21 protein-coding genes are annotated in these 22,723 nt (G+C 72.9%); 6 read left to right on the forward strand and 15 right to left on the reverse strand.

The genetic code is table 11. The features are described from left to right. Window positions 1-271: 271 nt before the first annotated feature. The 3 genes from AB0P03_RS21710 to AB0P03_RS21720 all read right to left on the reverse strand — a co-directional run bounded on the left by AB0P03_RS21710 (window position 272) and on the right by AB0P03_RS21720 (window position 2,187). Entirely contained in the window at window positions 272-1,075 is an 804-nt protein-coding gene (locus AB0P03_RS21710) for a DUF3710 domain-containing protein (RefSeq protein WP_363584459.1), read from the reverse strand. A 69-nt stretch (window positions 1,076-1,144) separates the two neighbouring features. Beyond that, on the reverse strand, window positions 1,145-1,612 hold the full coding sequence (dut, locus tag AB0P03_RS21715; protein ID WP_363584461.1) for a dUTP diphosphatase: 468 nt from the start codon (window positions 1,610-1,612) through the stop codon (window positions 1,145-1,147). Then, window positions 1,609-2,187 carry a PaaI family thioesterase gene (locus tag AB0P03_RS21720; RefSeq protein ID WP_063351415.1) on the reverse strand — a complete coding sequence of 193 codons (579 nt, stop codon included), beginning with the start codon at window positions 2,185-2,187 and terminating at the stop codon, window positions 1,609-1,611. Before AB0P03_RS21720 ends, dut begins: the two co-directional genes overlap by 4 nt. A gap of 138 nt (window positions 2,188-2,325) precedes the next feature. Between AB0P03_RS21720 and AB0P03_RS21725 the strand changes: the two genes are divergently transcribed. Further along, a complete protein-coding gene (locus AB0P03_RS21725) occupies window positions 2,326-2,775 on the forward strand; it encodes a DUF3093 domain-containing protein (RefSeq protein ID WP_350880051.1) in 450 nt (149 codons plus the stop codon). A 294-nt stretch (window positions 2,776-3,069) separates the two neighbouring features. Here AB0P03_RS21725 and AB0P03_RS21730 read toward each other — a convergent pair whose 3' ends face one another. The 4 genes from AB0P03_RS21730 to AB0P03_RS21745 all read right to left on the reverse strand — a co-directional run bounded on the left by AB0P03_RS21730 (window position 3,070) and on the right by AB0P03_RS21745 (window position 7,125). Further along, entirely contained in the window at window positions 3,070-3,369 is a 300-nt protein-coding gene (locus tag AB0P03_RS21730; protein WP_030057692.1) for a DUF4193 domain-containing protein, read from the reverse strand. Window positions 3,370-3,842: 473 nt separating this feature from the next. Then, window positions 3,843-4,826 carry an acyl-ACP desaturase gene (locus tag AB0P03_RS21735; protein WP_363630308.1) on the reverse strand — a complete coding sequence of 328 codons (984 nt, stop codon included), beginning with the start codon at window positions 4,824-4,826 and terminating at the stop codon, window positions 3,843-3,845. Between the two features lie 238 nt (window positions 4,827-5,064). Further along, window positions 5,065-6,348 (reverse strand): HAMP domain-containing sensor histidine kinase, encoded by a 1,284-nt coding sequence (locus tag AB0P03_RS21740; RefSeq protein ID WP_363630309.1) that lies wholly within the window; start codon window positions 6,346-6,348, stop codon window positions 5,065-5,067. Between the two features lie 123 nt (window positions 6,349-6,471). After that, the gene (locus AB0P03_RS21745) at window positions 6,472-7,125 is read right to left on the reverse strand and encodes a response regulator transcription factor (RefSeq protein ID WP_188296105.1); all 654 of its coding nucleotides are present in this window, start codon (window positions 7,123-7,125) and stop codon (window positions 6,472-6,474) included. Window positions 7,126-7,567: 442 nt separating this feature from the next. Between AB0P03_RS21745 and AB0P03_RS21750 the strand changes: the two genes are divergently transcribed. After that, window positions 7,568-7,753: a hypothetical protein gene (locus AB0P03_RS21750; protein ID WP_030057688.1), complete on the forward strand. Its 186-nt coding sequence runs from the start codon at window positions 7,568-7,570 to the stop codon at window positions 7,751-7,753. Window positions 7,754-7,894: 141 nt separating this feature from the next. On the opposite strand, the gene AB0P03_RS21755 is transcribed toward AB0P03_RS21750, so the two are convergent. Then, window positions 7,895-8,713 (reverse strand): inositol monophosphatase family protein, encoded by an 819-nt coding sequence (locus AB0P03_RS21755; RefSeq protein ID WP_363623268.1) that lies wholly within the window; start codon window positions 8,711-8,713, stop codon window positions 7,895-7,897. Between the two features lie 32 nt (window positions 8,714-8,745). Continuing rightward, complete coding sequence (locus AB0P03_RS21760) at window positions 8,746-9,903, reverse strand: ferrochelatase (protein WP_363584469.1); 1,158 nt, start codon at window positions 9,901-9,903, stop codon at window positions 8,746-8,748. A 127-nt stretch (window positions 9,904-10,030) separates the two neighbouring features. On the opposite strand from AB0P03_RS21760, the gene AB0P03_RS21765 reads away from it, so the two are divergent. Both AB0P03_RS21765 and AB0P03_RS21770 read left to right on the forward strand, forming a co-directional pair. After that, window positions 10,031-11,299, forward strand: coding sequence for an MFS transporter (locus tag AB0P03_RS21765; protein ID WP_363584471.1), 1,269 nt, complete (start codon window positions 10,031-10,033; stop codon window positions 11,297-11,299). Window positions 11,300-11,403: 104 nt separating this feature from the next. Further along, entirely contained in the window at window positions 11,404-12,726 is a 1,323-nt protein-coding gene (locus AB0P03_RS21770; RefSeq protein WP_363630311.1) for a D-arabinono-1,4-lactone oxidase, read from the forward strand. On the opposite strand, the gene AB0P03_RS21775 is transcribed toward AB0P03_RS21770, so the two are convergent. After that, on the reverse strand, window positions 12,727-13,611 hold the full coding sequence (locus AB0P03_RS21775; RefSeq protein ID WP_363584475.1) for a hypothetical protein: 885 nt from the start codon (window positions 13,609-13,611) through the stop codon (window positions 12,727-12,729). 517 nt (window positions 13,612-14,128) lie between these two features. Here AB0P03_RS21775 and sepH point away from each other — a divergent pair. Beyond that, on the forward strand, window positions 14,129-15,187 hold the full coding sequence (gene sepH, locus AB0P03_RS21780; protein ID WP_363630313.1) for a septation protein SepH: 1,059 nt from the start codon (window positions 14,129-14,131) through the stop codon (window positions 15,185-15,187). A 90-nt stretch (window positions 15,188-15,277) separates the two neighbouring features. Here the strand turns inward: sepH and AB0P03_RS21785 are convergent, their stop codons facing one another. Continuing rightward, a complete protein-coding gene (locus AB0P03_RS21785; RefSeq protein WP_363630315.1) occupies window positions 15,278-16,153 on the reverse strand; it encodes a sulfurtransferase in 876 nt (291 codons plus the stop codon). A 182-nt stretch (window positions 16,154-16,335) separates the two neighbouring features. On the opposite strand from AB0P03_RS21785, the gene AB0P03_RS21790 reads away from it, so the two are divergent. Continuing rightward, window positions 16,336-17,076, forward strand: coding sequence for a VOC family protein (locus tag AB0P03_RS21790; RefSeq protein WP_363630317.1), 741 nt, complete (start codon window positions 16,336-16,338; stop codon window positions 17,074-17,076). Between the two features lie 18 nt (window positions 17,077-17,094). Here AB0P03_RS21790 and AB0P03_RS21795 read toward each other — a convergent pair whose 3' ends face one another. The 4 genes from AB0P03_RS21795 to AB0P03_RS21810 form a co-directional block, all read right to left on the reverse strand. Next, complete coding sequence (locus AB0P03_RS21795; protein ID WP_063349376.1) at window positions 17,095-17,748, reverse strand: thymidine kinase; 654 nt, start codon at window positions 17,746-17,748, stop codon at window positions 17,095-17,097. 61 nt (window positions 17,749-17,809) lie between these two features. After that, complete coding sequence (locus AB0P03_RS21800; protein WP_363623254.1) at window positions 17,810-18,997, reverse strand: nucleotide pyrophosphatase/phosphodiesterase family protein; 1,188 nt, start codon at window positions 18,995-18,997, stop codon at window positions 17,810-17,812. Between the two features lie 35 nt (window positions 18,998-19,032). After that, window positions 19,033-19,632 (reverse strand): DUF5998 family protein, encoded by a 600-nt coding sequence (locus tag AB0P03_RS21805; protein WP_063349374.1) that lies wholly within the window; start codon window positions 19,630-19,632, stop codon window positions 19,033-19,035. A 92-nt stretch (window positions 19,633-19,724) separates the two neighbouring features. Next, window positions 19,725-22,550 carry a GNAT family N-acetyltransferase gene (locus AB0P03_RS21810; protein WP_363630375.1) on the reverse strand — a complete coding sequence of 942 codons (2,826 nt, stop codon included), beginning with the start codon at window positions 22,548-22,550 and terminating at the stop codon, window positions 19,725-19,727. Window positions 22,551-22,723 lie beyond the last annotated feature (173 nt).

Here is a 22,723-nt window from a genome sequence, read left to right on the forward strand (position 1 = left end):
TGACTTTTGGCACGCTGTTGAGTTCTCAAGGAACGGACACTTCCTTCGGACCGCCTTCCAGCGGGCCCTCCGGGCGCTTCGTTCTTTCGTGTTTCAAGCTTATCAGATGTTTTCCGCTCCGTTTTCCGGAGTTTCATTCATCGGAATTCGCTTTCCGCTTGCCCCCGCTCTCTCGCGGCGACTCCGGAACTGTACGGGGACAGGACCGCCACATGCAAATCGCCCCCGCCCGGGGTCCCGGGCAGGGGCGATCAGTGCGACGCGGACCAGGTCAGCGGACCTCGGTGATCTCCGGACCGCGGGCGAACGGGTCGAGGGCCGCGCTGCCGAAACGGTTGTCGCCCTCGCCGGCCGCCGCAGCCGTACCGCCGCCGTCGGCGACCATCTGGGCGTCCTCGGGGAGCTTCAGCACGATCGGGTCGCGGGGCGCCATCGGGCTCTCGCCCCGGACGACGACCGTCTGCTGGAAGACCTGTTCCAGGATCCCGGCCATTTCCGGCTGCACGGCGGCCTGGCCCGAGATCACACCCCGCAGGAACCAGCGCGGGCCGTCGCAACCGACGAAGCGCACCAGCTGTACGCCCTGGGTGCCGTCCGGCAGCTGCACCGGGACCTGCGCACGGAGGTGCCAGCCGAGCGGGCCCTCCTCCTCCTCGATGAGGCCGCCCTGCGCGGTGATGCCGTTGGCGATCTCCTCCCGGACCTCCCCCCAGATGCCCTCCGACTTGGGAGCGGCGAAGGCCTGCAGCTGGATGGCGCTGTTGCCGAGGACGAGGGTCGCGGCGACGATCGCGTCACCGGCGACCTCCACCCGCAGCTCCATGCCCTCGACGCCGGGGACCAGCAGACCCCCGAGGTCCACTCGCCCCTCCTCGGGGTTCTCCAGCTCGGAGTGGTCCCACGGACCGTCCGGCCGCGGGGCCGGCGGCAGGCCGACCTTGTCGGACGGGTCCAGCTCGGTCACGTTCTCGCTCTCGGCGGAACCTTCGACGTCATCGGCCGTCTCGTCGGCGCTGATGGCGTCGTCGGCGAGCTGCTCGACAGCGTCCTCGCTCTTCTGGCGACGACGGAACACGGTCACTGTCCTTCCCGGTCCAAGACCGATGCGAATACCTGCTCGGCTTCCTGCGAGGCCGCGGGAATGCTAGACCGCGGCGTGGCCGCCGGTCGACCCGAACCCGCCCTCGGCACGTGCCGACCCAGGCAGCTCGGCCACCTCGTGGAAGCGGGCCTTCTCGACCTGCTGGATCACCAGCTGGGCGATCCGGTCCCCTCGGCGGAAGCTGACCCCCTCGCGCGGGTCCAGATTGACGACGATCACCTTGATCTCTCCACGGTACCCGGCATCGACCGTCCCCGGGGCGTTCACGAGAGCAACTCCGCAACGAGCTGCCAGCCCGGACCGGGGGTGGACGAAGGCCGCGTAGCCGTCCGGGAGGGCGATCGCGATGCCGGTGGGCAGGACGGCCCGCTCACCGGGGGCCAGCTCGGCGTCCACGGTGGTGCGCAGATCGGCTCCCGCGTCGCCGGGCTGCGCGTAGGCGGGCAGCGGCAACTCGGGGTCGGTGCGCCTGATCAGGACGTCCAGCGGCGGGCGGGGGGTGTTGCTCAAGGGTTCACCTCAAAGGCTCGTGCGCGCTTCATCAGATCCGGGTCGTCGAGGACCTTCTCGATGTCCTCGGGACGACCGTGCGTGGTGAAGTGTTCCAGCTTCACCTGGATGAAGAGCGCCTGCGCACGCACCGCGACCGGTCCGTCGGGGCCGCCGATGCGCGCCTCGGCGGCGCTGTAGATCTTGCGGCCGTGGACGCCGGTGACCCAGGCGCGCAGGTGCAGCACCGAGTCGACCGGGACGGGGCAGAGGAAGTCGGTCTCCAGCCGGCCGGTGACGGCGGGGGCGTGCAGCAGCCAGTTGAGCGTGCCGAGGGTCTCGTCCATGGCGGTGGTCAGCACTCCGCCGTGGGCCAGGCCCGGACCGCCCTGGTGGACGTCCCGGACGGCGAACTCGGCGGTGACGTCGAGTCCCTCGCCGGCGACCGCGTCGATCCGCAGCCCGCCGGGGTGTTGCGGTCCGCAGCCGAAGCAGTGCTCGTAGTGGGAGCCGAGCCGGGTGCCGGGGGCGGGCGCCTCGGGGGCGCGCGGCGGCAGTACGGCGTCCGGCGGCGGGGTGGTCGGGGACGGCGGCAGCGCGGCGGGCGCCGGCCGGTCGGCGGGGGCGGTGGGGGTGGTCGAACCGGTCACGGGGCCCCAGCCTACCCAGGGGTAGGCGCGCGGCCGGTGGGGGTGGCGTCCCGCTACCGGCGTCAGGGCGCCCACAATGGGGGCATGTACGACGAACGCCTCACGGTGCCGCGCTCCTGGTGGCTGCTCCCGGTCGCGACCGGGCTCACGCTCGCCCTGATCCTGCTGCGGGTCAGTGGTCTGGCCGCGCTGGTCGGGCTGGTGGTCGGCATCGCCGCCGGCGCGGTCGCGATCAGCAGCTACGGCTCGGTCCGGATCCGCGTGGTGCAGGGCTCGCTGGTGGCCGGGCCGGCCCGGATCCCGGTGGACGCCCTGGGCACCGCGCACCCGCTGAGCCCCGCCGAGGCGGTGGCCTGGCGCGGGCCGAAGGCCAACCCGCGCGCCTTCATGCTGCTGCGCAGCTACGTCCCGACGGCGCTGCGGATCGAGGTGACCGACCCGTCCGACCCGACGCCCTACCTCTACCTGTCGACCCGCTCGCCGATGAAGCTGGCGGAGGCGCTGGAGGAGGCCCGTCGCGGCGCCCGCACCTAGGGCCTGTCCGGCCGACCCTGCCGGGACAGCACCTGGCGGAGGGACCCGCGCACACCTGGGGCAGCCCCGGAACGCGCACAGGCCCGAAAAAACGGAGAGGGACGGTTCCGCTGATGCGGGACCGTCCCTACGACTTTGTGCCGGCCGACGTGCTCATGGCCGACCCCGTCCTCCCGGTGCCGTCCGTCAGGACGGCGACCGGACCTGCCGTCCGGCCCCGCTGCCCGGGGCCGGAAGGGGCGCTGTGCCGGCCCCGCGGAAGCCGCGGGTGCCGGGCCCTGTCCGCCGCGGTGCTCAGGCGCCGCAGTCCCGGCAGATCGGGTTGCCGTTCTTCTCGCTGTACAGCTGACTGCGGTGGTGCACCAGGAAGCAGCTCATGCAGGTGAACTCGTCGGCCTGCTTCGGCAGCACCCGGACCGCGAGCTCCTCGTTCGAGAGGTCCGCGCCCGGGAGCTCCATGCCCTCGGCCGCATCGAACTCGTCGACGTCGACAGAGCCGCCGCCCTTGTCGTTCCGCCGAGCCTTGAGTTCCTCGATGCTGTCTTCGTTGAGCTCGTCGTCGGTCTTGCGTGGGGTGTCGTAGTCCGTTGCCATTGTTCGCTCTCCCCCTCCGGGTTTGTGCGGTGTGTGCGGTATCTCCAGCGCACGTAACGCATGGGGGGTCGGTCTTGTGCCCGACCCGAGGCGGAGATTTTGCCTTACTTCAAGCCCTGTTACTCAATCGACACTCAGCCAGGGGTCCGTTGGGGTGATCCACCAGGCTGCGGGAGGCCTCACGCTGGGCCATCGCCAGCCTCCTCCAGCATCCGCTCAGCGGCCACTCACAGTGAGCACGGGCCGCACTGATGCTCGTCCGTTCCCTTGCCCACCTGGGGTGCCGGCCAATCATCCGGCCGGGTGCGGACCTGAAATCCGGTCACGGACTGCGATCGGCACCCCAGTTCGGGTGATCACTCTCCGAGGTCGGGTGAAGTCACGGAGCGACACGATGTGAGCTTGGTCACGTTCAGAATCTTCCAGGGCAAACCACGGAAAATCCACCCACTTCGGCTGCTCCGTCGAACACCCTAGTCGGTGCTCCGGCGCGCGGCCCGACGGGCCAGGATCGCGGCCTGGCGCTCCTCGAACTTGCGCGCCTGGCCGTCCAGCTCGTCCAGGAAGACGCCGAGCTCGTTCTGCGCCAGCAGGCCCTCCGGGCCGAGGCCGCCGATCTCCATCACGCGCAGGTGGCGCAGCACCGGCTGCAGCACGTCGTCGTGGTGGATGCGCAGGTTGTAGACCCCGCCGAGGGCGATCTGCGCGGCGGCCCGCTCGAAGCCGGGGATGCCGTGGCCGGGCATCCGGAAGTCGGTGACCACGTCGGCCACGGCCCGCATGGCCTGGTCGGGGGCGATCTCCAGGGCGGCCTTCAGCAGGTTCCGGTAGAAGACCATGTGGAGGTTCTCGTCGTTGGCGATCTTCGCCAGCAGTTGGTCGCAGAGCGGGTCGCCGGCGTACTTGCCGGTGTTGCGGTGCGAGATGCGGGTGGCGAGCTCCTGGAAGGCCACGTACGCGACCGACTGCAGCATGCTGTGCGCGTTGTCGGACTCGAAGCCCTCGGACATGTGGCTCATCCGGGCCCGCTCCAGCTCCACCGGGTCGACGGCCCGGGTGGCGAGCAGGAAGTCGCGAATCGCTATCCCGTGCCGGCCCTCCTCGGCGGTCCAGCGGTGCACCCAGGTGCCCCAGGCGCCCTCGCGGCCGAACATGCTGGCGATCTCGTGGTGGTAGCTGGGGAGGTTGTCCTCGGTCAGCAGGTTCACCACCAGCGACACCCGGCCGAGCGGCGTCACCTGGGACTGCTCGACGGCCCAGGCGTCGCCGCCCAGCACGCCGTCGAAGTCACGGCCCTGGCTCCACGGCACGAACTCGTGCGGCATCCACTCCTTGGCCACGGCGAGGTGGCGGTTGAGCTCCTTCTCCACGACCTCTTCGAGGGCCAGGATCAGCCGGGCGTCGGTCCAGCCGGTCGATCCGAGGGAGGCGCTGCTCTGCACAGGGGCGATGGTCACGGTCTTGCTCCTGGGGGACGGCACGCGCGGGACGGGCGCGTTGGGCGGGCACGTCTGCGACGCACTTACGGTTCCGTAGGTTACGACACCGTAAGTTGCCCGGGCGGGAAATGACAAGCCGCCCCCGCCAGGCCTTATGTCGTCTTGACGGGCCTGACGGGGCGGCGGTGAACGGTCGCTTACGGAGCGCGGCGGCGGGGAGGGCGCGGCGGGCCCGGGAGGGGCCCGGCGGGCGGGGTCAGGGGTTGGGGATCCGGACCCGCATGGTGAGGCCGCCACCGGAGCGCGCAGTGGCCTCGATGGTGCCACCGTGGGCGCGCACCACCGAGCGGACGATGGACAGGCCGAGCCCGACCCCCTTGTCGCTGCGGGTGCGGTCGGCGCCCTTGACCCGGCGGAACGGCTCGAAGATGTGCTCCAGCTCGTAGCCGGGCACCACCGGGCCGGTGTTGGACACCACCAGCTCGCCGCCGCCGGGCACCTCGGCGGTGGCCAGCTCGACCCAGCCGCCGGGGGTGTTGTACCGGACGGCGTTCTGCAGCAGGTTGAGCGCCAGTCGCTCCAGCAGCACGCCGTTGCCCGCGACCACGGCCGGAGCGAGCTTGGAGCGCAGCTCGACCTCGCGCCGGTCCGCCTCGGCCCTGGTCTGCTCCAGGGCTCGGGTGGCCACCTCGGAGAGCTCCACCGGGCGGCGGTCGGTCAGCTCGTTCTCGCTGCGGGCGAGCAGCAGCAGGCCCTCCACCAGCTGTTCGCTGCGCTCGTTGGTGGCCAGCAGGGTCTTGCCGAGCTGCTGGAGGTCGGGCGAGGCGGCCGGGTCGGAGAGCTGGACCTCCAGCAGGGTGCGGTTGATCGCCAGCGGGGTGCGCAGTTCGTGCGAGGCGTTGGCGACGAAGCGGCGCTGGGAGTCGAAGGACCGGTCCAACCGGTCCAGCATGTCGTCGAAGGTGTCGGCGAGTTCCTTGAGCTCGTCGTCCGGCCCGTCCAGCTCGATCCGCCGGTGCAGGTCGGAGGAGGCGACGTCGCGGGCGGTGCGGGTGATCCGGCCGAGCGGGCGCAGCACCCGGCCGGCCAGCGCGTAGCCGGCCGCGAAGGCGATCACGGCGAGGCAGACCAGCATCGTGAGCGACTTGCGCAGCAGGGTGTTGAGCGCCGAGTTGGAGCGCAGCAGGTAGTCGCCGGCCTGCTCCTGGTTGAACTGCGCGCTGTTCATCGGGACACCGTTGACCCGCAGGCTGCCGTCGAACTGGAACGTGCGCGGCGCCAGGTTGTTCACGGCGTCCTGGAAGAACACGTACATCAGCAGCAGCAGGACCACGCCGGCCATCAGGAACATGCCGCCGTAGAGCAGGGTGAGCCGCATCCGGATGGTCGGCCGGAAGGGCAGCCAGGCGAGCATGCCGTCGCCGGGTGCGTAGCGTCCGGACTGGGGCGCGCGCGGGGGGTGCTGGGGCTTGGGCGGTACGGCGCGCGGGCCGCCGGCAGGCGCGCCGGAGGGCCCGCCGGCCGGGGGCGGGGTGGTCATGATGGTCCTCTCGGGGCGTCCGCCGGGGCGGGCGCGGGGTGGGGGGAGCCCGACCGGGTCCGGCGAACGGATCCGGTCCGCTCGGATCCGGTCAGGTGGTCCGGCGCGTCCGGTCAGATCCGGTCAGATCCGGTAGCCGGAGCCCGGGACGGTGATGATCACCGGCGGGTCACCGAGCTTGCGGCGCAGCGTCATCACGGTGACGCGCACGACGTTGGTGAACGGGTCGGTGTGCTCGTCCCAGGCCTTCTCCAGCAGCTGCTCGGCGGAGACGACGGCGCCGCCGGCCCGCATCAGCACCTCCAGGACGGCGAACTCCTTGGGGGCGAGCTGGACGGTGCGGCCCTCGCGGATCACCTCGCGGCGGCCCGGGTCGAGCGAGATGCCGGCCCGCTCCAGCACCGGGGGCAGCGGAACGGTCGCGCGGCGGCCCAGCGCCCTTACCCGGGCGACGAGTTCGCTGAAGGCGAACGGCTTCGGAAGGTAGTCGTCCGCGCCGATCTCCAGGCCCTCGACCCGGTCGCTGATGTCGCCGGAGGCGGTCAGCATGATCACCCGGGTGGCCAGGCCCTGTTCGACCACCTTGCGGCAGACGTCGTCGCCGTGGACCAGCGGGAGGTCGCGGTCCAGGACCACGACGTCGTAGTCGTTGACCGCGATGCGCTGGAGCGCGGCCTCCCCGTCGTACACCACGTCGACGGCCATCGCCTCGCGGCGCAGGCCGGTGGCGACAGCCTCGGCGAGCAGCTGCTCGTCCTCGACGACGAGAACCCGCACGATCGTTGTCCCTTCTCCAGGCCGGCCCCGGAAGCGGACGCGCGGCTCCGACGGTGCCCCCATCCTGCCTGGTCCGCCGGTAAAGCAGCGATAAGCTGCCGCTCAGGCACGGAGCGTTGGCAGCGGGTGATGACCGTTCGTGTCGGGACCAGTCCGGTTGGACTGTGACACAGGCAACTTTCTCGGGCCGGAAGGTTTCCCCATCTCCCCGGCGGGGAGGACAGCTTCACACCCGCGATCTGGCTGTTGGCCGATCGCACCCACCCGCCGTGCGTTCATCCGCGCCGGCCCTGGGGCTGGGACGTCACCGGGAGCGGCCGAAGGCCGTCTCCGCGCTCGACCGGAGATTCACGATCTGCCGGACGGGGCGCTGCCGCTGGCCACACCTCCTCGGGGCGGAGAACGTACGACCGTGCACGTCCGACACAGTAAGGGGGCCCGTATGGACGCCTTCAAGGCCGGAATCCTGCAGCGCATAGCCAACGCCGAGCAGGATCTGCACCGCGCGATCGAGGCCGGGGACGAGTTCCTCGCCGAGGTGGAGCAGTCCGAGCTGGACGACCTCCGCCGGCTCGCCGCCGAGCACGGCGTGGACACCGTGCTGGAGCGCCACCGCACCGCCGCCTGATCCACCCGACCTTCCGACCCGACGCCGGACCTCCGGCACCAGCGGCCCTGCGGGGGTCGTGCGAAAATCCCAGGCCCTGGCATCCCCCGTATGCCAGGGCTCTTCGCTGTCCAGGACCGTCCAAGGGCCCAGGGCGTGTCCTCAGTCCGCCCAGGCGCGCAGTGCGGCCAGTCGCTCCTGCAACGGCTGGTACACGCCCGGCGCGGCGGCCACGGTCAGCTCGCCGTCCGGGCCGTGCCCGGGACGGCCGCCGACCAGGGCCCCGGCCTCGGCGGCGATCAGGCAGCCGGCCGCGCGGTCCCAGGGGGCGAGGCCGCGCTCGTAGTAGCCGTCCAGCCGCCCGGCGGCGACGTCGCACAGGTCCACCGCGGCGGCCCCGCCCCGGCGGATGTCCCGCACCTCGGGCATCAGGGACAGCAGCACCTCGGCCTGTCGGGTCCGCACCGACTGGACGTAGTTGAAGCCGGTGCCGATCAGCGCCTGGCCCCACGGCGGGGCCGGGCGGGTGGAGAGCGGCCGGCCGTCGAGCCGGGCGCCGCGCCCGAGGACGGCGTGGAACAGCTCGCCGCGGGCCGGCGCGAACACCACGCCGACGACCGCCCGGCCGTCCAGCTCGGCGGCCACGCTGACCGCCCAGGAGGGCAGCCCGTACAGGTAGTTGACCGTGCCGTCGAGCGGGTCGACGACCCAGCGCACCCCGCTGGTGCCGGGCCGCTCGGCGCCCTCCTCGCCGAGGTAGCCGTCCTCGGGGCGGCGCTCGGTGATCAGTTCCAGGACGAGTTTCTCGGAGGCGAGGTCCATCTCGGTCACCACGTCGACCGGGCTGCTCTTGGTGCCGGCCACGCCGAGGTCGGCGGGCCGGCCGTCACGCAGCAGGGCGCCGGCCTGCCGGGCCGCGTCCAGGGCGACCTCCAGCAGGTCGTCGAGGAGCCGGTCGTCGGGCAGGGCGGGAGTGGGCACGGGTCTCTCCTCCGGGAAAGCGGGACGGACGGTCAGCGCTCGGCGGCGGCCGGGCGGGGGGCTCGCGGGTTGGGGCAGCAGGCCACGGCGCACACGTCGTGGCTGGGGCCGAGCGCGCCGAGGGCGCAGCGGTTCACCGGCTCGCCGCGCTCGGCGGCGGCCCGTTCCAGGACCAGTTCGCGCACCGCGGCGGTGAACCGCGGGTCGGCGCCGACGGTGGCGGCGCGGGCCACCGGCAGGCCGAGTTCGGCGGCCTTGGCGACGGCCTCGGTGTCGAGGTCGTACTTGACCTCCATGTGGTCGGAGACGAAGCCGATCGGGACCATCACCACGGCGGGCGCGCCGTCGGCGTGCTGGGCCTCCAGGTGGTCGCAGATGTCCGGTTCCAGCCACGGCGTGTGCGGGGCGCCGCTGCGGCTCTGGAACACCAGCTCCCAGGGCCGGTCCGCGACGCCGGTGCGTTCGGCGACGGCCCCGGCGATCAGCCGGGCGACGTCCAGGTGCTGGGCGACGTACGCGCCGCCGGGGCGGCCGCGGGCCGGGTCGTCCGGGGCACCGGAGGTCTCGGCCATGGTGTCCGGGATGGAGTGGGTGGTGAACGCCAGCCGGGCGCCGGCCCGGACGTCCTCGGGCAGCCGCGCCAGGGCTGCCAGGGTGGCGTCGATCATCGGCTGGACGAAGCCGGGGTGGTTGTAGAAGTGCCGCAACTTGTCGACCCGCAGCTCGGGCAGGCCCTCGGCGGCGAGGGCGGCCAGCGCGTCGGCCAGGTTCTCCCGGTACTGGCGGCAGCCCGAGAAGCCGGCGTAGGCGCTGGTGGCGAGGACGGCGACGCGGCGGTGGCCGTCGGCGGCCAGTTCGCGCAGAGTGTCCACCAGGTAGGGCGCCCAGTTCCGGTTGCCCCAGTAGACCGGCAGGTCCAGGCCGTGCTCGGCGAAGTCCTTGCGCAGCGCGGCGAGCAGTTCGCGGTTCTGCTCGTTGATCGGGCTGACCCCGCCGAACAGGAAGTAGTGCTTGCCGACCTCCTTCAGCCGCTCCTTGGGGATGCCGCGGCCCCGGGTCACGTTCTCCAGGAACGGGACGACGTCCTCGGGGGCCTCGGGCCCGCCGAAGGAGAGCAGCAGCAGGGCGTCGTACGGCTGCGGCGCTGCCGGGGCGGCGCCGGACGGTGAGGGTTTGCGCGCGTCGGACATGGCACCGATCCTGCCATTGAGGGGCCGGAGACCCCCGTCGGGGCTGCGAGGGTGTCCGGAAAATACTGTTTGCCAAGGTACGTAAGCTGTGTTGACCAGCCTCGTTCCTTACCCCCGCGGAGCTCCCGTGCTGTCCAGCTACCGCCAGATATTCGCCTCCCCCGGCAGTCTGGCCTTCTCCACCACCGGCTTCGTCTCCCGGCTGCCGATCTCCATGACCGGCATCGGCATCGTGACCATGCTCTCCCAGCTCAGAGGCTCCTACGGGGTGGCGGGCCTGGTGTCGGCGACCCTGGCGATCTCCGCCGCGCTGCTCGGCCCGCAGGTCTCCCGGCTGGTGGACCGGCACGGGCAGCGCCGAATAATCGTCCCGGCCATGGCGCTCACCATCGTCGCCGTGGTCGGCCTGCTGCTGTGCGCCCGGTTCAAGGCGCCGGACTGGACGCTCTTCGTCTTCGCGGCCGGGATGGGCGTCATGCCGAGCACCGGCGCGATGGTCCGCGCCCGCTGGGCCCACCTGTACCGCGACGACGCCCCCAAGCTGCACACCGCGTACTCCTTCGAGGCCGTCGTCGACGAGGTCTGCTTCATCGTCGGCCCGATCCTCTCGATCGGCCTGGCCACCTCCGTCTTCCCCGAGGCCGGCGTCCTGCTCGCCGGGGTCTTCCTCGCCGTCGGCGTCCTGCTGTTCGCCGGGCAGCGCGCCACCGAACCGCCGGTCCACCCGGGCGCCCGGCACGTCGGCGGCTCGGTGATCCTCAACCGCGGCCTCCAGGTGCTGATCCTCACTTTCGTCGCCACCGGCGCGATCTTCGGCTCCGTCGAGGTCGTCACCGTCGCCTACTCCGAGACCCAGGGGCACAAGTCCATCGCCAGCGTGATCCTCGCGCTGTGGGCGCTCGGCTCCTGCCTGGCCGGCGTGGTCTTCGGCACCCTCAAGCTCACCGGCTCGATGGCCGGCCGCTTCTTCGCCGGCGTCCTGTTCATGGCGCTCAGCATGGCGCCACTGCTGCTGGTCGCCGAGTCGGTGCACGGAGTCGGCGGCCTGATCGCGGTCGGCGGCGCGCTGCTGATCGCGGGCATCGCCATCTCCCCCACCCTGATCACCGCGATGGCCCTGGTCGAACGGCTCGTCCCGGCCGCCCAGCTGACCGAGGGCATGACCTGGACGACCACCGGGCTCGCCCTCGGCGTCGCCGTCGGCTCCTCCGCCGGCGGCTGGGTGGTGGACGCCGCCGGCTCCGCCGCGGGCTACTGGGTGCCGCTGACCGCCGGGGTCTTCGGCGTGGTCACCGCGCTCGCCGGGCTCGGCCGCCTGCGCGCCGGGCTCGCCTCCGAGCAGACCGCCGACGAGCCCGCCGAAGCGGCCGAACAGACCGTAGACCTCGAACGGTGAACTGACTAATCTCTCCCTACCCACGGGCCTACCCGCGGGTAGGGCGGCCCCCACCGCCCCGGACCGCGCCGACCCCGGTCGGCCACGGAGCAGGAGGCGGCGCCATGCCCCAGGCCAGTACCGCGACCCCCACCCGGTGGACCAACTGGGCCGGGAACCAGAGCGCCCGGCCCACCCGGGCCGCCACCCCCGGCACCGCGGAGGAACTGGCCAAGGAGATCCTGCGCGCCGCCGAACAGGGCCGCACCGTCAAGGCCGTCGGCTCCGGCCACTCCTTCACCTCGATCGCCTCCGCCGGCGACGGCGTCCTGCTCCACCCGCACGCGCTCACCGCCGTCCGCGAGATCGACCGCGAGGCCGGCACCATCACCGTCGAGTCCGGCCTCCCGCTCGCCCGGCTCAACCGGATCCTCGCCGCCGAGGGCCTCTCCCTCACCAACATGGGCGACATCGAGGTGCAGACCGTGGCCGGCGCCACCAGCACCGGCACCCACGGCACCGGCCGCGACTCCGGCTCGCTCGCCGCCCAGATCCGCGCCCTGGAGATCGTCCTCGCCGACGGCAGCGTCCGGCGCTGCTCCCCCACCGAGCACCCCCGGCTCTTCCAGGGCGCCCGGCTCGGCCTCGGCGCCCTCGGCGTGATCACCGCGCTGACCTTCGCCGTCGAACCGGCCTTCCTGCTCACCGCGCACGAACAGCCGATGGCCTTCGACGAGGTGCTGGAACGGCTGGACGACCTCACCGCGGTCAACGAGCACTTCGAGTTCTACTGGTTCCCGCACACCGACCGCTGCGCCACCAAACGCAACAACCGCAGCCAGGGCCCGGCCGCCCCGCTGCCCCGGTTCAAGGAGTGGCTGGAGGACGACTTCCTCTCCAACACCGTCTGGGAGGGCGCCTGCCGGGTCGGCCGGCGCTTCCCCGCCAGCATCCCCGCCATCGCCTCGCTGGCCAGCCGCGCCTGGTCCGACCGCAGCTACACCGACACGGCGCACCGGGTGTTCACCAGCCCGCGCAAGGTGCGCTTCGTGGAGATGGAGTACGCGGTGCCGCGCGCGGCCGTCGCCGGAGTGCTGCGCGAGCTGAAGGCCCTGGTCGAGCGCTCCGACTGGAAGGTCGGCTTCCCGGTGGAGGTGCGCTTCGCCCCCGCCGACGACCTCTGGTTCTCCACCGCCTCCGGCCGGGACAGCGCCTACATCGCCGTCCACCTCTACCGGGGCACCGCCGACCAGGGCTACTTCACCGGCGTCGAGCAGCTGATGTGCGCCCACCAGGGCCGCCCGCACTGGGGCAAGCTGCACACCCGGGACGCCGAGTACCTGTCCGGCGCCTACCTGCACTTCGGCGACTTCACCGCCCTGCGCGACGAGGTCGACCCGCAGCGCGTGTTCGGCAACGACTACCTGCGCCGGGTCCTCGGCGCCTGATCACGGGGTGGCGCCCTGGGTCGGCGCCGCGGGCTGCGGCGGGGCCACGGAGGCGGGGGCGTTGCTCGGCACCGGCGGCTGCGGGCTCGCCCCGCCGGAGGTGCCGGAGGGCTTCCCGCCGTCCGCGGTCGGTGACGAACCGGCCGACGGCGTCATGCTCGGGCCCGCCGAGGGCGAGGCCGTACCTCCGCCGTGCTCACCGGCCCCACCGCTCGGGCCCGCGCTCGGGCCGGTGCTCGGCTCCCGGCTCGGCCGCGTCGTCGGCGGGGCCGAGGCACCGCCGGACGGCGAGGGCTCCGAGCCGCGCCCGCCGCCGGTGGAGGGCCGCTCCGTCGGCGGCGTCTCCCGCGGGGTGGAGGACTTCGGGCTCACCACGCCGCCGAAGGAGGTGCCGTTGCCCGACTCGCCCTTCACCGTCGCCGACACCGGCTGCCCGGTGGCCAGTTCGAACGCCAGGATCGGCGTCATCGCCACCACGAACACCAGCCCCGACACCGCCGCGTAGGTCTTCCACGTCCACCGCCGACGCGCCCGGACCACCTGCGGCTCGTTCCACTCCGAGGAGATCGCCGACGGCGCCGGCTCCACCGGACGCTCCGGCACCTGGCGCAGCCCGTTCGCGGCGTGGCCGGGCCCCCGCTCCACCACCGCCTCGCGCAGCTGCTCGCCGGTGCGCCGGAAGACGTGCTGGAACACCGCACCGCCGGTGGTGGCCCCGACACTGACCACCGCCGCACCCAGGATCGTTCCGTACACGCCGAGTTCGGAGGCGAGCAGCGCCCCCACCACCGTGGCCAGCGCACTCGCAGCGACCTGAGCCACGCTCAGATCGATCCGCTTGCGCTCCTTCTTGCCGCCCTCCTCGGCGGGGCTCCGCTCCGGCATCAACATCCCTCGGTCCGTACGACTGTTCCTCGAACAAGTCACTCCATCTTGCCCAAAGAAGGACACAAGGGACGAAAATGCGGTTCTCCGGCCCCGATATATGTGAAGATGATCACCGTTCACCCGCCGGTGGTCCGCCGTTGGGGGCATGCGCTCTTGAGATTCCCGTGAATCGCGGGAGACTTGAGCGGCGAGCCGCCCCTTCGGATGCCACGAATGGAGTACTGTTCGTAAAGCCTGAGCCTTGGGTCGACTTGTCGACTGCGCCCACACCGGTAGCTTGACGAAGAGCCACGGAACAGGCACGCACGGCGACGCCCGTCCCGGACCGTCGCGAACACTCCGCGTGCGAGGACGGCCGGGGCACCCAGGCGCGACGTCGACGGATGGCGTGGCAAAAAGGCAACCGTGCCACAGCGGCGTGACCGGGCGTACGCCCGACACGCCGGGGAACTCAGCAAGGTTGTGGCCAGTCGCGAGCGGGCAGGCCACACTCAGTACGGGAGCAGCGACGCAGGTGACGTCGGCAGGCACCACCCGGGAGGTAACCGTGCCCGAACTGCGGGTTGTGGCCGTCAGCAACGACGGCACACGGCTGGTGCTCAAGGCTGCCGACAGCACGGAGTACACCCTTCCCATCGACGAGCGGCTGCGCGCCGCCATCCGTGGGGATCGTCCGCGCCTCGGCCAGATCGAGATCGAAGTCGAGAGCCATCTGCGGCCCCGGGACATCCAGGCCCGGATACGAGCCGGTGCCTCCGCCGAGGAGGTCGCCCAGGCCGCCGGCATCTCCGTCGACCGGGTCCGCCGCTTCGAGGGTCCGGTCCTCGCCGAGCGCGCCTTCATGGCCGAACGCGCCCGAAAGACCGCCATCCGCCGCAACGGCGAATCCACCGGGCCCCAGCTCGGCGAGGCCGTCGCCGAGCGGCTCGCGCTGCGCGGCGCCGAGAAGGACACCGAACGCTGGGACTCCTGGCGGCGCGACGACGGCACCTGGGAGGTCATCCTCGCCTACCGTGCCGACGGCGAGGGCCGCAGCGCCTCCTGGACGTACGACCCGCCCCGGCGCCTGGTCCAGCCCAACGACGACGAGGCCCGCGCGCTGATCGGCGAGAACGTCGAGCGCGAGGAGGAGTCGGTCTTCCCGTTCATCCCGCGGATCGCCCGGCTCCCCCAGGACCGGCCGCCCCGCCCGATGATCGACCGGCCCTCCGCCGACCGCATCATGTCCGCCCGCGAGGCCACCGCCGAGTCCAGGGACTCCCTGACCAGCCTGCTCGACGTGGTCCCCGCCTTCCGCGGCGACCTCGCCGTCGGCCCCGCCCCGATCGAACCGGTGCCCGCAGAGGTCGCCGAGGAGAGCGAGGAGGCGGCCGCGGCCGCCGCACCGGCGGTCGGCGCGGGCTCGGCCTACGCCGACATCCTGATGCCGCGGGCCGTCGCCCCGCACCGCGAACGACTGGTCGGCACCACCGACCGCCAGGCCGAGGCGGACGGCGTCCGGCCCGGCCGCCGGGCCACCGTGCCCAGCTGGGACGAGATCGTCTTCGGCAGCCGGCGCAAGAAGCAGGAGTAGCAGAAACAGAGTGATACGGGGCGCCGGCTGAGCCGGCGCCCCGTATCACTCTGTGCGCGTCAGGAAATCCCGCCTCAGACCGCCCCCGGCTCAGCCCGGCTGGTCGGTCACCGCCACCGGGCGGGCCTCGGCGCTCGACCACTCGCTCCACGACCCCGGGTACAGCGTCGCCGGCAGGCCCGCCACCTCCAGCGCCAGGATCTGGTGCGCCGCCGTCACCCCCGAGCCGCAGTACACCGCCGTCTCCCGCTCACCCGCGCCCAGCGCGCGGAACCGCGCCGCCAGCTCCGCGGCCGACCTGAACCGCCCGTCGGCCGCCACGTTCTCGGCCGTCGGCGCCGACACCGCACCCGGGATGTGCCCGGCGCGCGGGTCCACCGGCTCGCTCTCGCCCCGGTAGCGGTCCCCCGCCCGGGCGTCCAGCAGCAGCGCACCGCGCGCACAGGCCGCCGCACCGTCCGCGTCCACCACGGGCAACTGCCCCGGGACCGGCTTGAAATGACCCTCCGCCGGCGCCGGGACCTCCGCCGTCACCGGCAGTCCGGCCGCCGACCAGGCCGCGTACCCGCCGTCCAGCACCCGGACGTCCCGGTGCCCGGCCCAGCGCAGCAGCCACCAGGCGCGGGCCGCCGCCAGCGAGGCCGCGCCGTCGTACACCACCACCGGGCGGTCGGAGTCCACCCCCAGGCGGCGCATCGCCGCGCCGAACTCCTCCGGGTCCGGCAGCGGGTGGCGGCCGCCCCGGCCTGGGGCGCCCGGCGGGGCCGCGAGGTCCCGGTCCAGGTCGACGAAGCGGGCGCCGGGCAGGTGCCCGGCCCGGTACTCCTCGACGGCGGCCGGGCCGGACTGCGCGGCACCGACCAGCCGGTAGCGCACGTCCAACAGCACCGGCGGGAGCGCGGAGGCGAGCGCCTGCGCCAGCCCGGCCGCGGAGATCAGCGGGGAACCGTCGTTGTAGGTGGTCATGGCGGCCATTGTCGCGCAGCGCCGCCACCCCGCCGCTCTTTGTGCGGTCTTTGCCGGAATTTCCGCGCGGCCCGAGGGTTCGACGCGCGCCAGAGTGGAAGCATCACCCTCGCGCGCGAGGATTTCCGTGCGCCAACCACCCGTTGCGCCAACCACCCATGAGGGGGCCCGCATTGCCCGCGGTGGAACTCCGACTGGCCCAGGGCACCCCCTGCTGGGTCAGCCTGCTGACCGACGACCTGGCCGGCGCCCGCGCGTTCTACGCCGACCTGCTCGGCTGGACCTACACCCCGGGCCCCGGCCAGCTCGGCGCCTACGTCCGCGCCGAACTCGACGGGGCACCGGTCGCCGGCCTCGGCGTCTCCACCGCCACCGGCTTCCCGGTGCAGTGGACCAGCTACTTCGCCGTCGACGACGCCGACCACACCGCCCAACTGGTGCGCGCCTGCGGCGGAACCGTGGCCGTCGGGCCGCTCCAGGCCGAACGCGCCGGGCGGATGGCCATCGCCGCCGACGTCTCCGGCGCCGTCTTCGGCCTCTGGCAGGGCGAGGAGCACACCGGCCGGGAGGCCGGGCCCGAACCCGGCGGACCGGCCTGGACCGAACTGCTCACCCCCGACACCGACGGCGCCGTCGCCTTCTACACCGCGGTACTCGACCGCCCCGTCCGGAACGCCGACGACGAGTCCACGCTACTCGTGCACGGGCGACCGGTCGCCGGCATCCGGCACCGCGCCGAACTGCGCGGCCATCCGCCCCGCTGGCGGGTCCACTTCGCCGTCCGCGACGCCGACGCCACCGCCCGGCACGCCGTCGGACTCGGCGGCCGCATCCTGGTCGAACCGCACGACACCGCCCGCGGCCGCGCCGCCCGGCTGTCCGACCCGCAGGGCGGGCACTTCTCGGTGCTGGAACTCCGTTAACGCGCCCGGGAGCAGGACTCAGACCTGCTGCTCGAAGGGCAGCACGTCCGGCGAGAGCACCGAGGCCCGGGCCGTCGCGGCGGTCAGCCGGCGGCGGTGGTGCCGGCGGCAGAGCACCTCGTACCCGACCTCGTCCTCGTTCACCGAGATGTCGCCGACCACCACCTGGGCGCCCTCGACCACCATCACCCCGCCCACCGTCCGGGCGTTGTGCGTCGCCCGCGCACCGCACCAGCACAGCGCCTCGACCTGGAGCACCTCCACCCGGTCCGCCAGCTCGATCAGCCGCTGGGAGCCGGGGAACAGCCGGGTGCGGAAATCCGTGGTGATCCCGAACGTGTAGGCGTCGATGTCGAGTTCGTCCACCACCCGGGCCAACTGGTCGACCTGCTCGGCGGCGAAGAACTGCGCTTCGTCGCAGATCAGGTAGTCCACCCGGCCGCCCGCCGAGAGCCGGTGCACCACGTACGCGTGGAAGTCGAAGTCGTCCGTCACCTCGACCGCGTCCGCCCGCAGGCCCAGCCGGCTGGAGATGGTCGCCGCACCGGCGCGGTCGTGGCGGGTCAGGATGAGGCCCTGCCGGCCGCGGGCGGAGTGGTTGTGGTCCATCTGCAGCGCCAGCGTCGACTTGCCGCAGTCCATCGTGCCCGAGAAGAACACCAGTTCAGCCATGGGTGGAGCAAAGGCCTTTCACATCAGGGGAGTTCGGGCACAGAAGAGTCAAGGACCCGGCTCAGCCGCGAACTTCGAGCAGCGGCACGAACTGCTCGACCGGGGTCATCGAACCGTGCAGACCGATCATCGCGGACTCGCCCGGCTCGTTGCGGGAGGCCGTGATCGCGATGTCGTCCCGCGCCGCGGCCACCACGTCGCCGATCCGCCCGTACACCCGCTCGTCCACGGCCGGACCGAACCAGCCCGCCGCGATCGCCTGGTCCCGGGTGGCCACCCACATCCGGTCGCCCAGGACCTCGCTCCAGACCGCGAACACGTCGGCCGCCGCACCGGGCACCGCGTACACGTGCCGGGCCCGGCCCTCGCCGCCCAGCAGGGCCACGCCGGCGCCCAGCTCCCAGTCCTCGTCGAAGTCGATCCGGTCCTCCGGCGCGATGTCGATCATGCCGTGGTCAGCGGTCACGTACATCGCCGAACGCGGCGGCAGCCGCTCGGCCAGTCGGCGGGCCAGCCGGTCCACCGCGTCCAGGGTCATCCGCCACTCGTCCGAGTCCACCCCGAAGCGGTGGCCCGCACCGTCCAGCTCGCTGACGTACGTGTAGACCAGCGCCCGGTCGTGCTCGGCCAGCCAGGAGGCCGCCAGGTCCATCCGCTCCTCGCCCGTCGTCCGGCCCAGGAAGGTGCCGCCGGACAGCGCCACCCTGGTCAGCGGCGTCTGCGAGAACAGCGGAGAGGACACCTGCGCGGTCGCCACCCCGGCGGCGTCCGTCCGCTCGAAGACCGTCGGGTACGGCTGCCAGACGTGCGGGTCGGTGTGCGGCTGCCAGCGCAGCTGGTTCATCAGATAACCGGCGCCCGGCACCGCGACCGTGTACCCGGCCAGGCCGTGCAGCCCCGGCGGCGTGCCGGTGCCGACCGAGGCCAGCGAAGTCGCCGTGGTCGACGGGAAACCAGCGGTCAGCGGGCGGCCCGAACCACCCATCGAACTCCCGGCCAGCGAGGACAGGAACGGCGCGTACTCCGGGTGCCGCAGCAGCAGCTCCCAGCCCAGGCCGTCCACCAGGAACACCACCACCCGGTCCGCCGGGGCGATCGGCAGGGTCGCGGTGAAGCCCGGGACGCCCAGGCCCGCCGCCACCGAGGGCAACAGGTCGCAGAGCGAACCACTGCCGTACGGGGGCGCGGGAGCCGCGGCCGGGTCGAGGATCTCGAAGGCGTCGAAGCCGCCGGAGGGTGCGAAGGACATGAAACCGGATTCGTAGCAGTCGAAGGCGGCGGCGCTCAGACCCGCGGGCCGTTGCTGATCGTCGCGTCGGAGAGAGCGCGGGCGAACACCAGCGCCTGGGCCACCGTCTCCGGGCCGTCACCGGCCTCGCTCACCCGCAGTGAGAGATCGTCAGCCGTCGCCGAACCGGTGTAGCCGTGGTCAGCCTCGCAGTTCGGGTCCGAACAGCCCGCGGGCTCCAGATCCAGCCGCTGCACCGCACCCCAGCCGATCGTCAGCACCACCTCGCGCGGCAGCGTCCCCGGCGTGTACGTCTCCGGGTTCGCGACCATCCGGCTCAGCACGACCGAACCGATCCGGTCCAGCCGGACACTCTCCGTCGACGTCGTCGCGAACGGCACCGCCGGGCTGCCCGCGTCCCCCGACTGCTCATCGGTGTGGCTCACCACGAACCGCGTCGGGGTCAGCACCAGCACCGTCACGTGCCGACGCACCTCGTTGGCGTCGAAGGTCGTCTCCTGGTGCACCAGGTAGGAGCTGATCGGCTCCGGGCCCACCGCGGCCTCGACCGCCTCGGACACCAGGGCCGGGTAGTAACCGCTGCGCTCGATCGCCGAGCGCAGGTCCTGAGTGCTGGTGGTACCGGTCTTCGCCATAACTCCATCCTGGCATGGTCCGCCGACGAAGCGGGCGGCACGGCGCCGAGCTTCGGACAACAGCGCCCACAGGCAGGCGCAACCAAGGAAGGTTACAGGGTGCTCATCGCGCGCGGGCCCAGATCGCTGCGGACGGGCAGCGGCGCGATCCGCACCCGCGCCCCCAGGATCGCCAGCCCGTACGGGGCCACGACCACCGGTTCGAGATCCACCGAGGCGATCTCCGGCACGTCGTCCACCAACTGCGACACCCGCAGCAGCAACTCCTCCAGCGCGTCGGTGTCCACCGCCTCCGCGCCCCGCCAACCGAACAGCAGGGGCGCCGCGCGCACCTCCCGGACCAGCCCGGCCACCTCCTGGTCGGTCGCCGGGACCAACCGGTGCGCCACATCGCCCAGCAGCTCGGCGGGCGCCCCGGCCAGGCCGAACGACAGGATCGCGCCGACCGCCGGATCCACCGTGGCACCGATCACGGTGTCCACCCCGCGCGGCGCCATCCGCTGCACCACCAGCTCCGCCTGCGCCGCACCGCCCAGCAGCGCGTCCAGCTCGCGGTGCGCCCGGCGCAGCCCGGGCTCGCCGGTCAGATCCAGCCGCACGCTGCCCAGGTCCGGGCGGTGGCGCAGATGCGGGGCGGTGGCCTTCAACGCCACCGGGTAGCCGAGCGTCGCCGCGGCCCGCACGGCCGCCTCCTCGTCCGGGGCCGGCAGCGCCGGGAAGACGTCGATGCCGTAGCGGGCCAGCAGCTCGCGGGCCCCGGCGTCCGGCAGGGTGATCCGGGCGCCGCCCGGCTGCGTCCGCGCGGCAATCGCCGTCCGGGTGCTCAACGCCGCCTCGACCAGCGCGCGGGCGCCCGGCTCGTCGATCCGGTCCAGCTCGGGCACCCGGGCCGTCTCCTCCGCCTCGGCCGTCCGGCGCCGCCACTGCGCGTAGTGCACCGCGTGCGCCAGCGCCCGCACCGCCCGCTCCGGCGCCGCGAACGCCGGCACGCCCCCCGGGCGCAGCCGGACCGGCAGATCGGTCAACGCCAGATGGGCGAGCACCAGCGGCTTGCCCAACTCCCTTGCCCTTCGGCTGGCTTCGAGCAGTGCGTCGGCGATCTCCGGATCGTCCGAACCCATCTCCGGATCGTCCGGGCCGGTCAGCCGGCCGCCCATGAAGGCGTGCGCGGACGTGCCGATCGGCGGGATCGCCACCGCGATCACCGCGTCCACCGCCGGATCGGCCAGCGCCACGTCCAGCGCGATCCGGAAGTTCTCGCCCGTCGCGGCCGTGGTCAGGTCCACCGGGGTGCGCGGCCGCAGGCCCGCGCTCAGGCAGGCGTCGTAGGTCAGCAGGCCCAGCGAGTCCGAGTTGCCGACCACCGCGACCCGGTCCCCCGGCGGCAGCGGTTGCAGGGCCAGCAGCTCCCCGGTGTCGTACAGCTCGGTGATCGTCTCCACCCTGATCACGCCCGCCTGCTCGAACAGCGCGTCCACCGTCGCGTCGCGCAGCCCCGTCGCGGTCGCCGGCACCGCGTGGCCCGGCGGCAGGCTGCCGGTGTGCCGGGCGCCCTTCACCACCACGACCGGCTTCACCGCGGCCAGCCGGCGCGCGATCCGGGTGAACTTGCGCGGGTTGCCGAAGGACTCCAGGTAGAGCAGCACCACCTCGGTGGCCTCGTCCTCCGCCCAGTACTGCAGGAAGTCGTTCCCGGAGACGTCCGACCGGTTGCCCACCGAGGCGAAGGAGGAAACTCCCAGGCCCCTGCGGTGCGCCGACTCCAGCAGGGCCACCCCGATCGCACCGGACTGGCAGAAGATCCCGAACCCGCCCCGGCGCGGCAGCTGCGGAGCCAGCGAGGCGTTCAACGGGCGGTCCGGATCGGTGTTGATCAGGCCGAAGGCGTTCGGGCCGATCACCCGCATCCCCGCCGCCCGCGCCTGGCGCACCAGCGCGCGCTGGCGGTCCCGGCCCTCCGGGCCGGTCTCCGCGTACCCGGCGGTCACCACCACCAGGCCCTGCACCCCGTGCGCACCGCACTCGGCGACCGCCGCCGGGACGGCCCCCTCCGGGACGGCGATCACCGCGAGATCCACCGGCCCCGGAATGTCCAGAACCGAACGGTGCACCGGGACGCCGTCCAGCTCGGTGCCCGGCGGGGCGTTGCGGTTCACCGCGTACACCGGGCGCGTGTCGTCGGCACTGCCCAGCAGGTCCCGCAGGATCGCCCGGCCCACCGTCTGCGGGTTGCGCGACACCCCGATCACCGCCACCGACCGCGGGGTCAGCAGCCGCTGCACCGACTTCGCCTCCGCCCGGTGCTCGCGCGCCCGCATCACCGCCAGCGAACGGTCCGTCTGCTCAAGATCGAACTCCAGGTGCACCACACCGTCGGTGAAACTGCGTCGCTGCGTGTAGCCGGCATCGGTGAAGACCTTCACCATCTTCCGGTTCTCCGGCAGCACCTCCGCCTGGAACCGGCGGATCCCGCGCTCCTGCGCCACCGCCGCGATGTGCTCCAGCAGCGCCGACGCCACCCCGCGGCCCTGATGGGCGTCCTGCACCAGGAACGCCACCTCGGCGTCCGTCCCGGCCTCGGACGGACGGCCCTGCGCGTCGATCCGGTCGTAGCGGACGGTCGCGATGAAACGGTCCCGGACCACCACCGCCAGCGCCACCCGGTCCACGAAGTCGTGGTGGGTGAAACGGCGGACGTCCTTCTCCGACAACCGGGGGTAGGGGGCGAAGAAACGGAAGTACTTGGACTGGTCCGACACCTGTGCGTAGAACTCCACCAGACGCTCCGCGTCCTCCGGCGTGATCGGCCGGATGCGGGCCGTACCGCCGTCCCGCAGCAGGATGTCGGCCTCCCAGTGCTGGGGGTAATCCGGTCCGGATTCCCGCCGGTCACCGGGGTTCTGCTCGGGCTGCGCCACTGCGGAGTCGTCCACATTCGTCAGGTTATCCGGCAGTGAGCCGAATGGCGCCGGGTGCACACTGGCTGCAGGGTGGGCAGGGCCGCCGGCCGGGCCTTATGCCCCGAAAAGAAACAATCACAAGTCCCGAACGCAGCGGCTCGCAGGGACCGCCTGCGTGCAACACTGGTCTA

The organism is Kitasatospora sp. NPDC088779 (assembly GCF_040685395.1).
Classification (GTDB): Bacteria; Actinomycetota; Actinomycetes; order Streptomycetales; family Streptomycetaceae; genus Kitasatospora.

Coding starts and splice junctions, on each gene's coding strand:
- AB0P03_RS21770 (WP_363630311.1), top strand. CDS start 11,404: ATGCCCCAGGCCAGTACCGCGACCCCCACCCGGTGGACCAACTGGGCC.
- AB0P03_RS21805 (WP_063349374.1), bottom strand. CDS start 19,632: ATGGCGAAGACCGGTACCACCAGCACTCAGGACCTGCGCTCGGCGATC.
- AB0P03_RS21775 (WP_363584475.1), bottom strand. CDS start 13,611: ATGCCGGAGCGGAGCCCCGCCGAGGAGGGCGGCAAGAAGGAGCGCAAG.
- AB0P03_RS21740 (WP_363630309.1), bottom strand. CDS start 6,348: ATGACCACCCCGCCCCCGGCCGGCGGGCCCTCCGGCGCGCCTGCCGGC.
- AB0P03_RS21730 (WP_030057692.1), bottom strand. CDS start 3,369: ATGGCAACGGACTACGACACCCCACGCAAGACCGACGACGAGCTCAAC.
- AB0P03_RS21800 (WP_363623254.1), bottom strand. CDS start 18,997: ATGTCCTTCGCACCCTCCGGCGGCTTCGACGCCTTCGAGATCCTCGAC.
- AB0P03_RS21760 (WP_363584469.1), bottom strand. CDS start 9,903: ATGTCCGACGCGCGCAAACCCTCACCGTCCGGCGCCGCCCCGGCAGCG.
- AB0P03_RS21750 (WP_030057688.1), top strand. CDS start 7,568: ATGGACGCCTTCAAGGCCGGAATCCTGCAGCGCATAGCCAACGCCGAG.
- AB0P03_RS21725 (WP_350880051.1), top strand. CDS start 2,326: ATGTACGACGAACGCCTCACGGTGCCGCGCTCCTGGTGGCTGCTCCCG.
- AB0P03_RS21795 (WP_063349376.1), bottom strand. CDS start 17,748: ATGGCTGAACTGGTGTTCTTCTCGGGCACGATGGACTGCGGCAAGTCG.
- AB0P03_RS21785 (WP_363630315.1), bottom strand. CDS start 16,153: ATGACCACCTACAACGACGGTTCCCCGCTGATCTCCGCGGCCGGGCTG.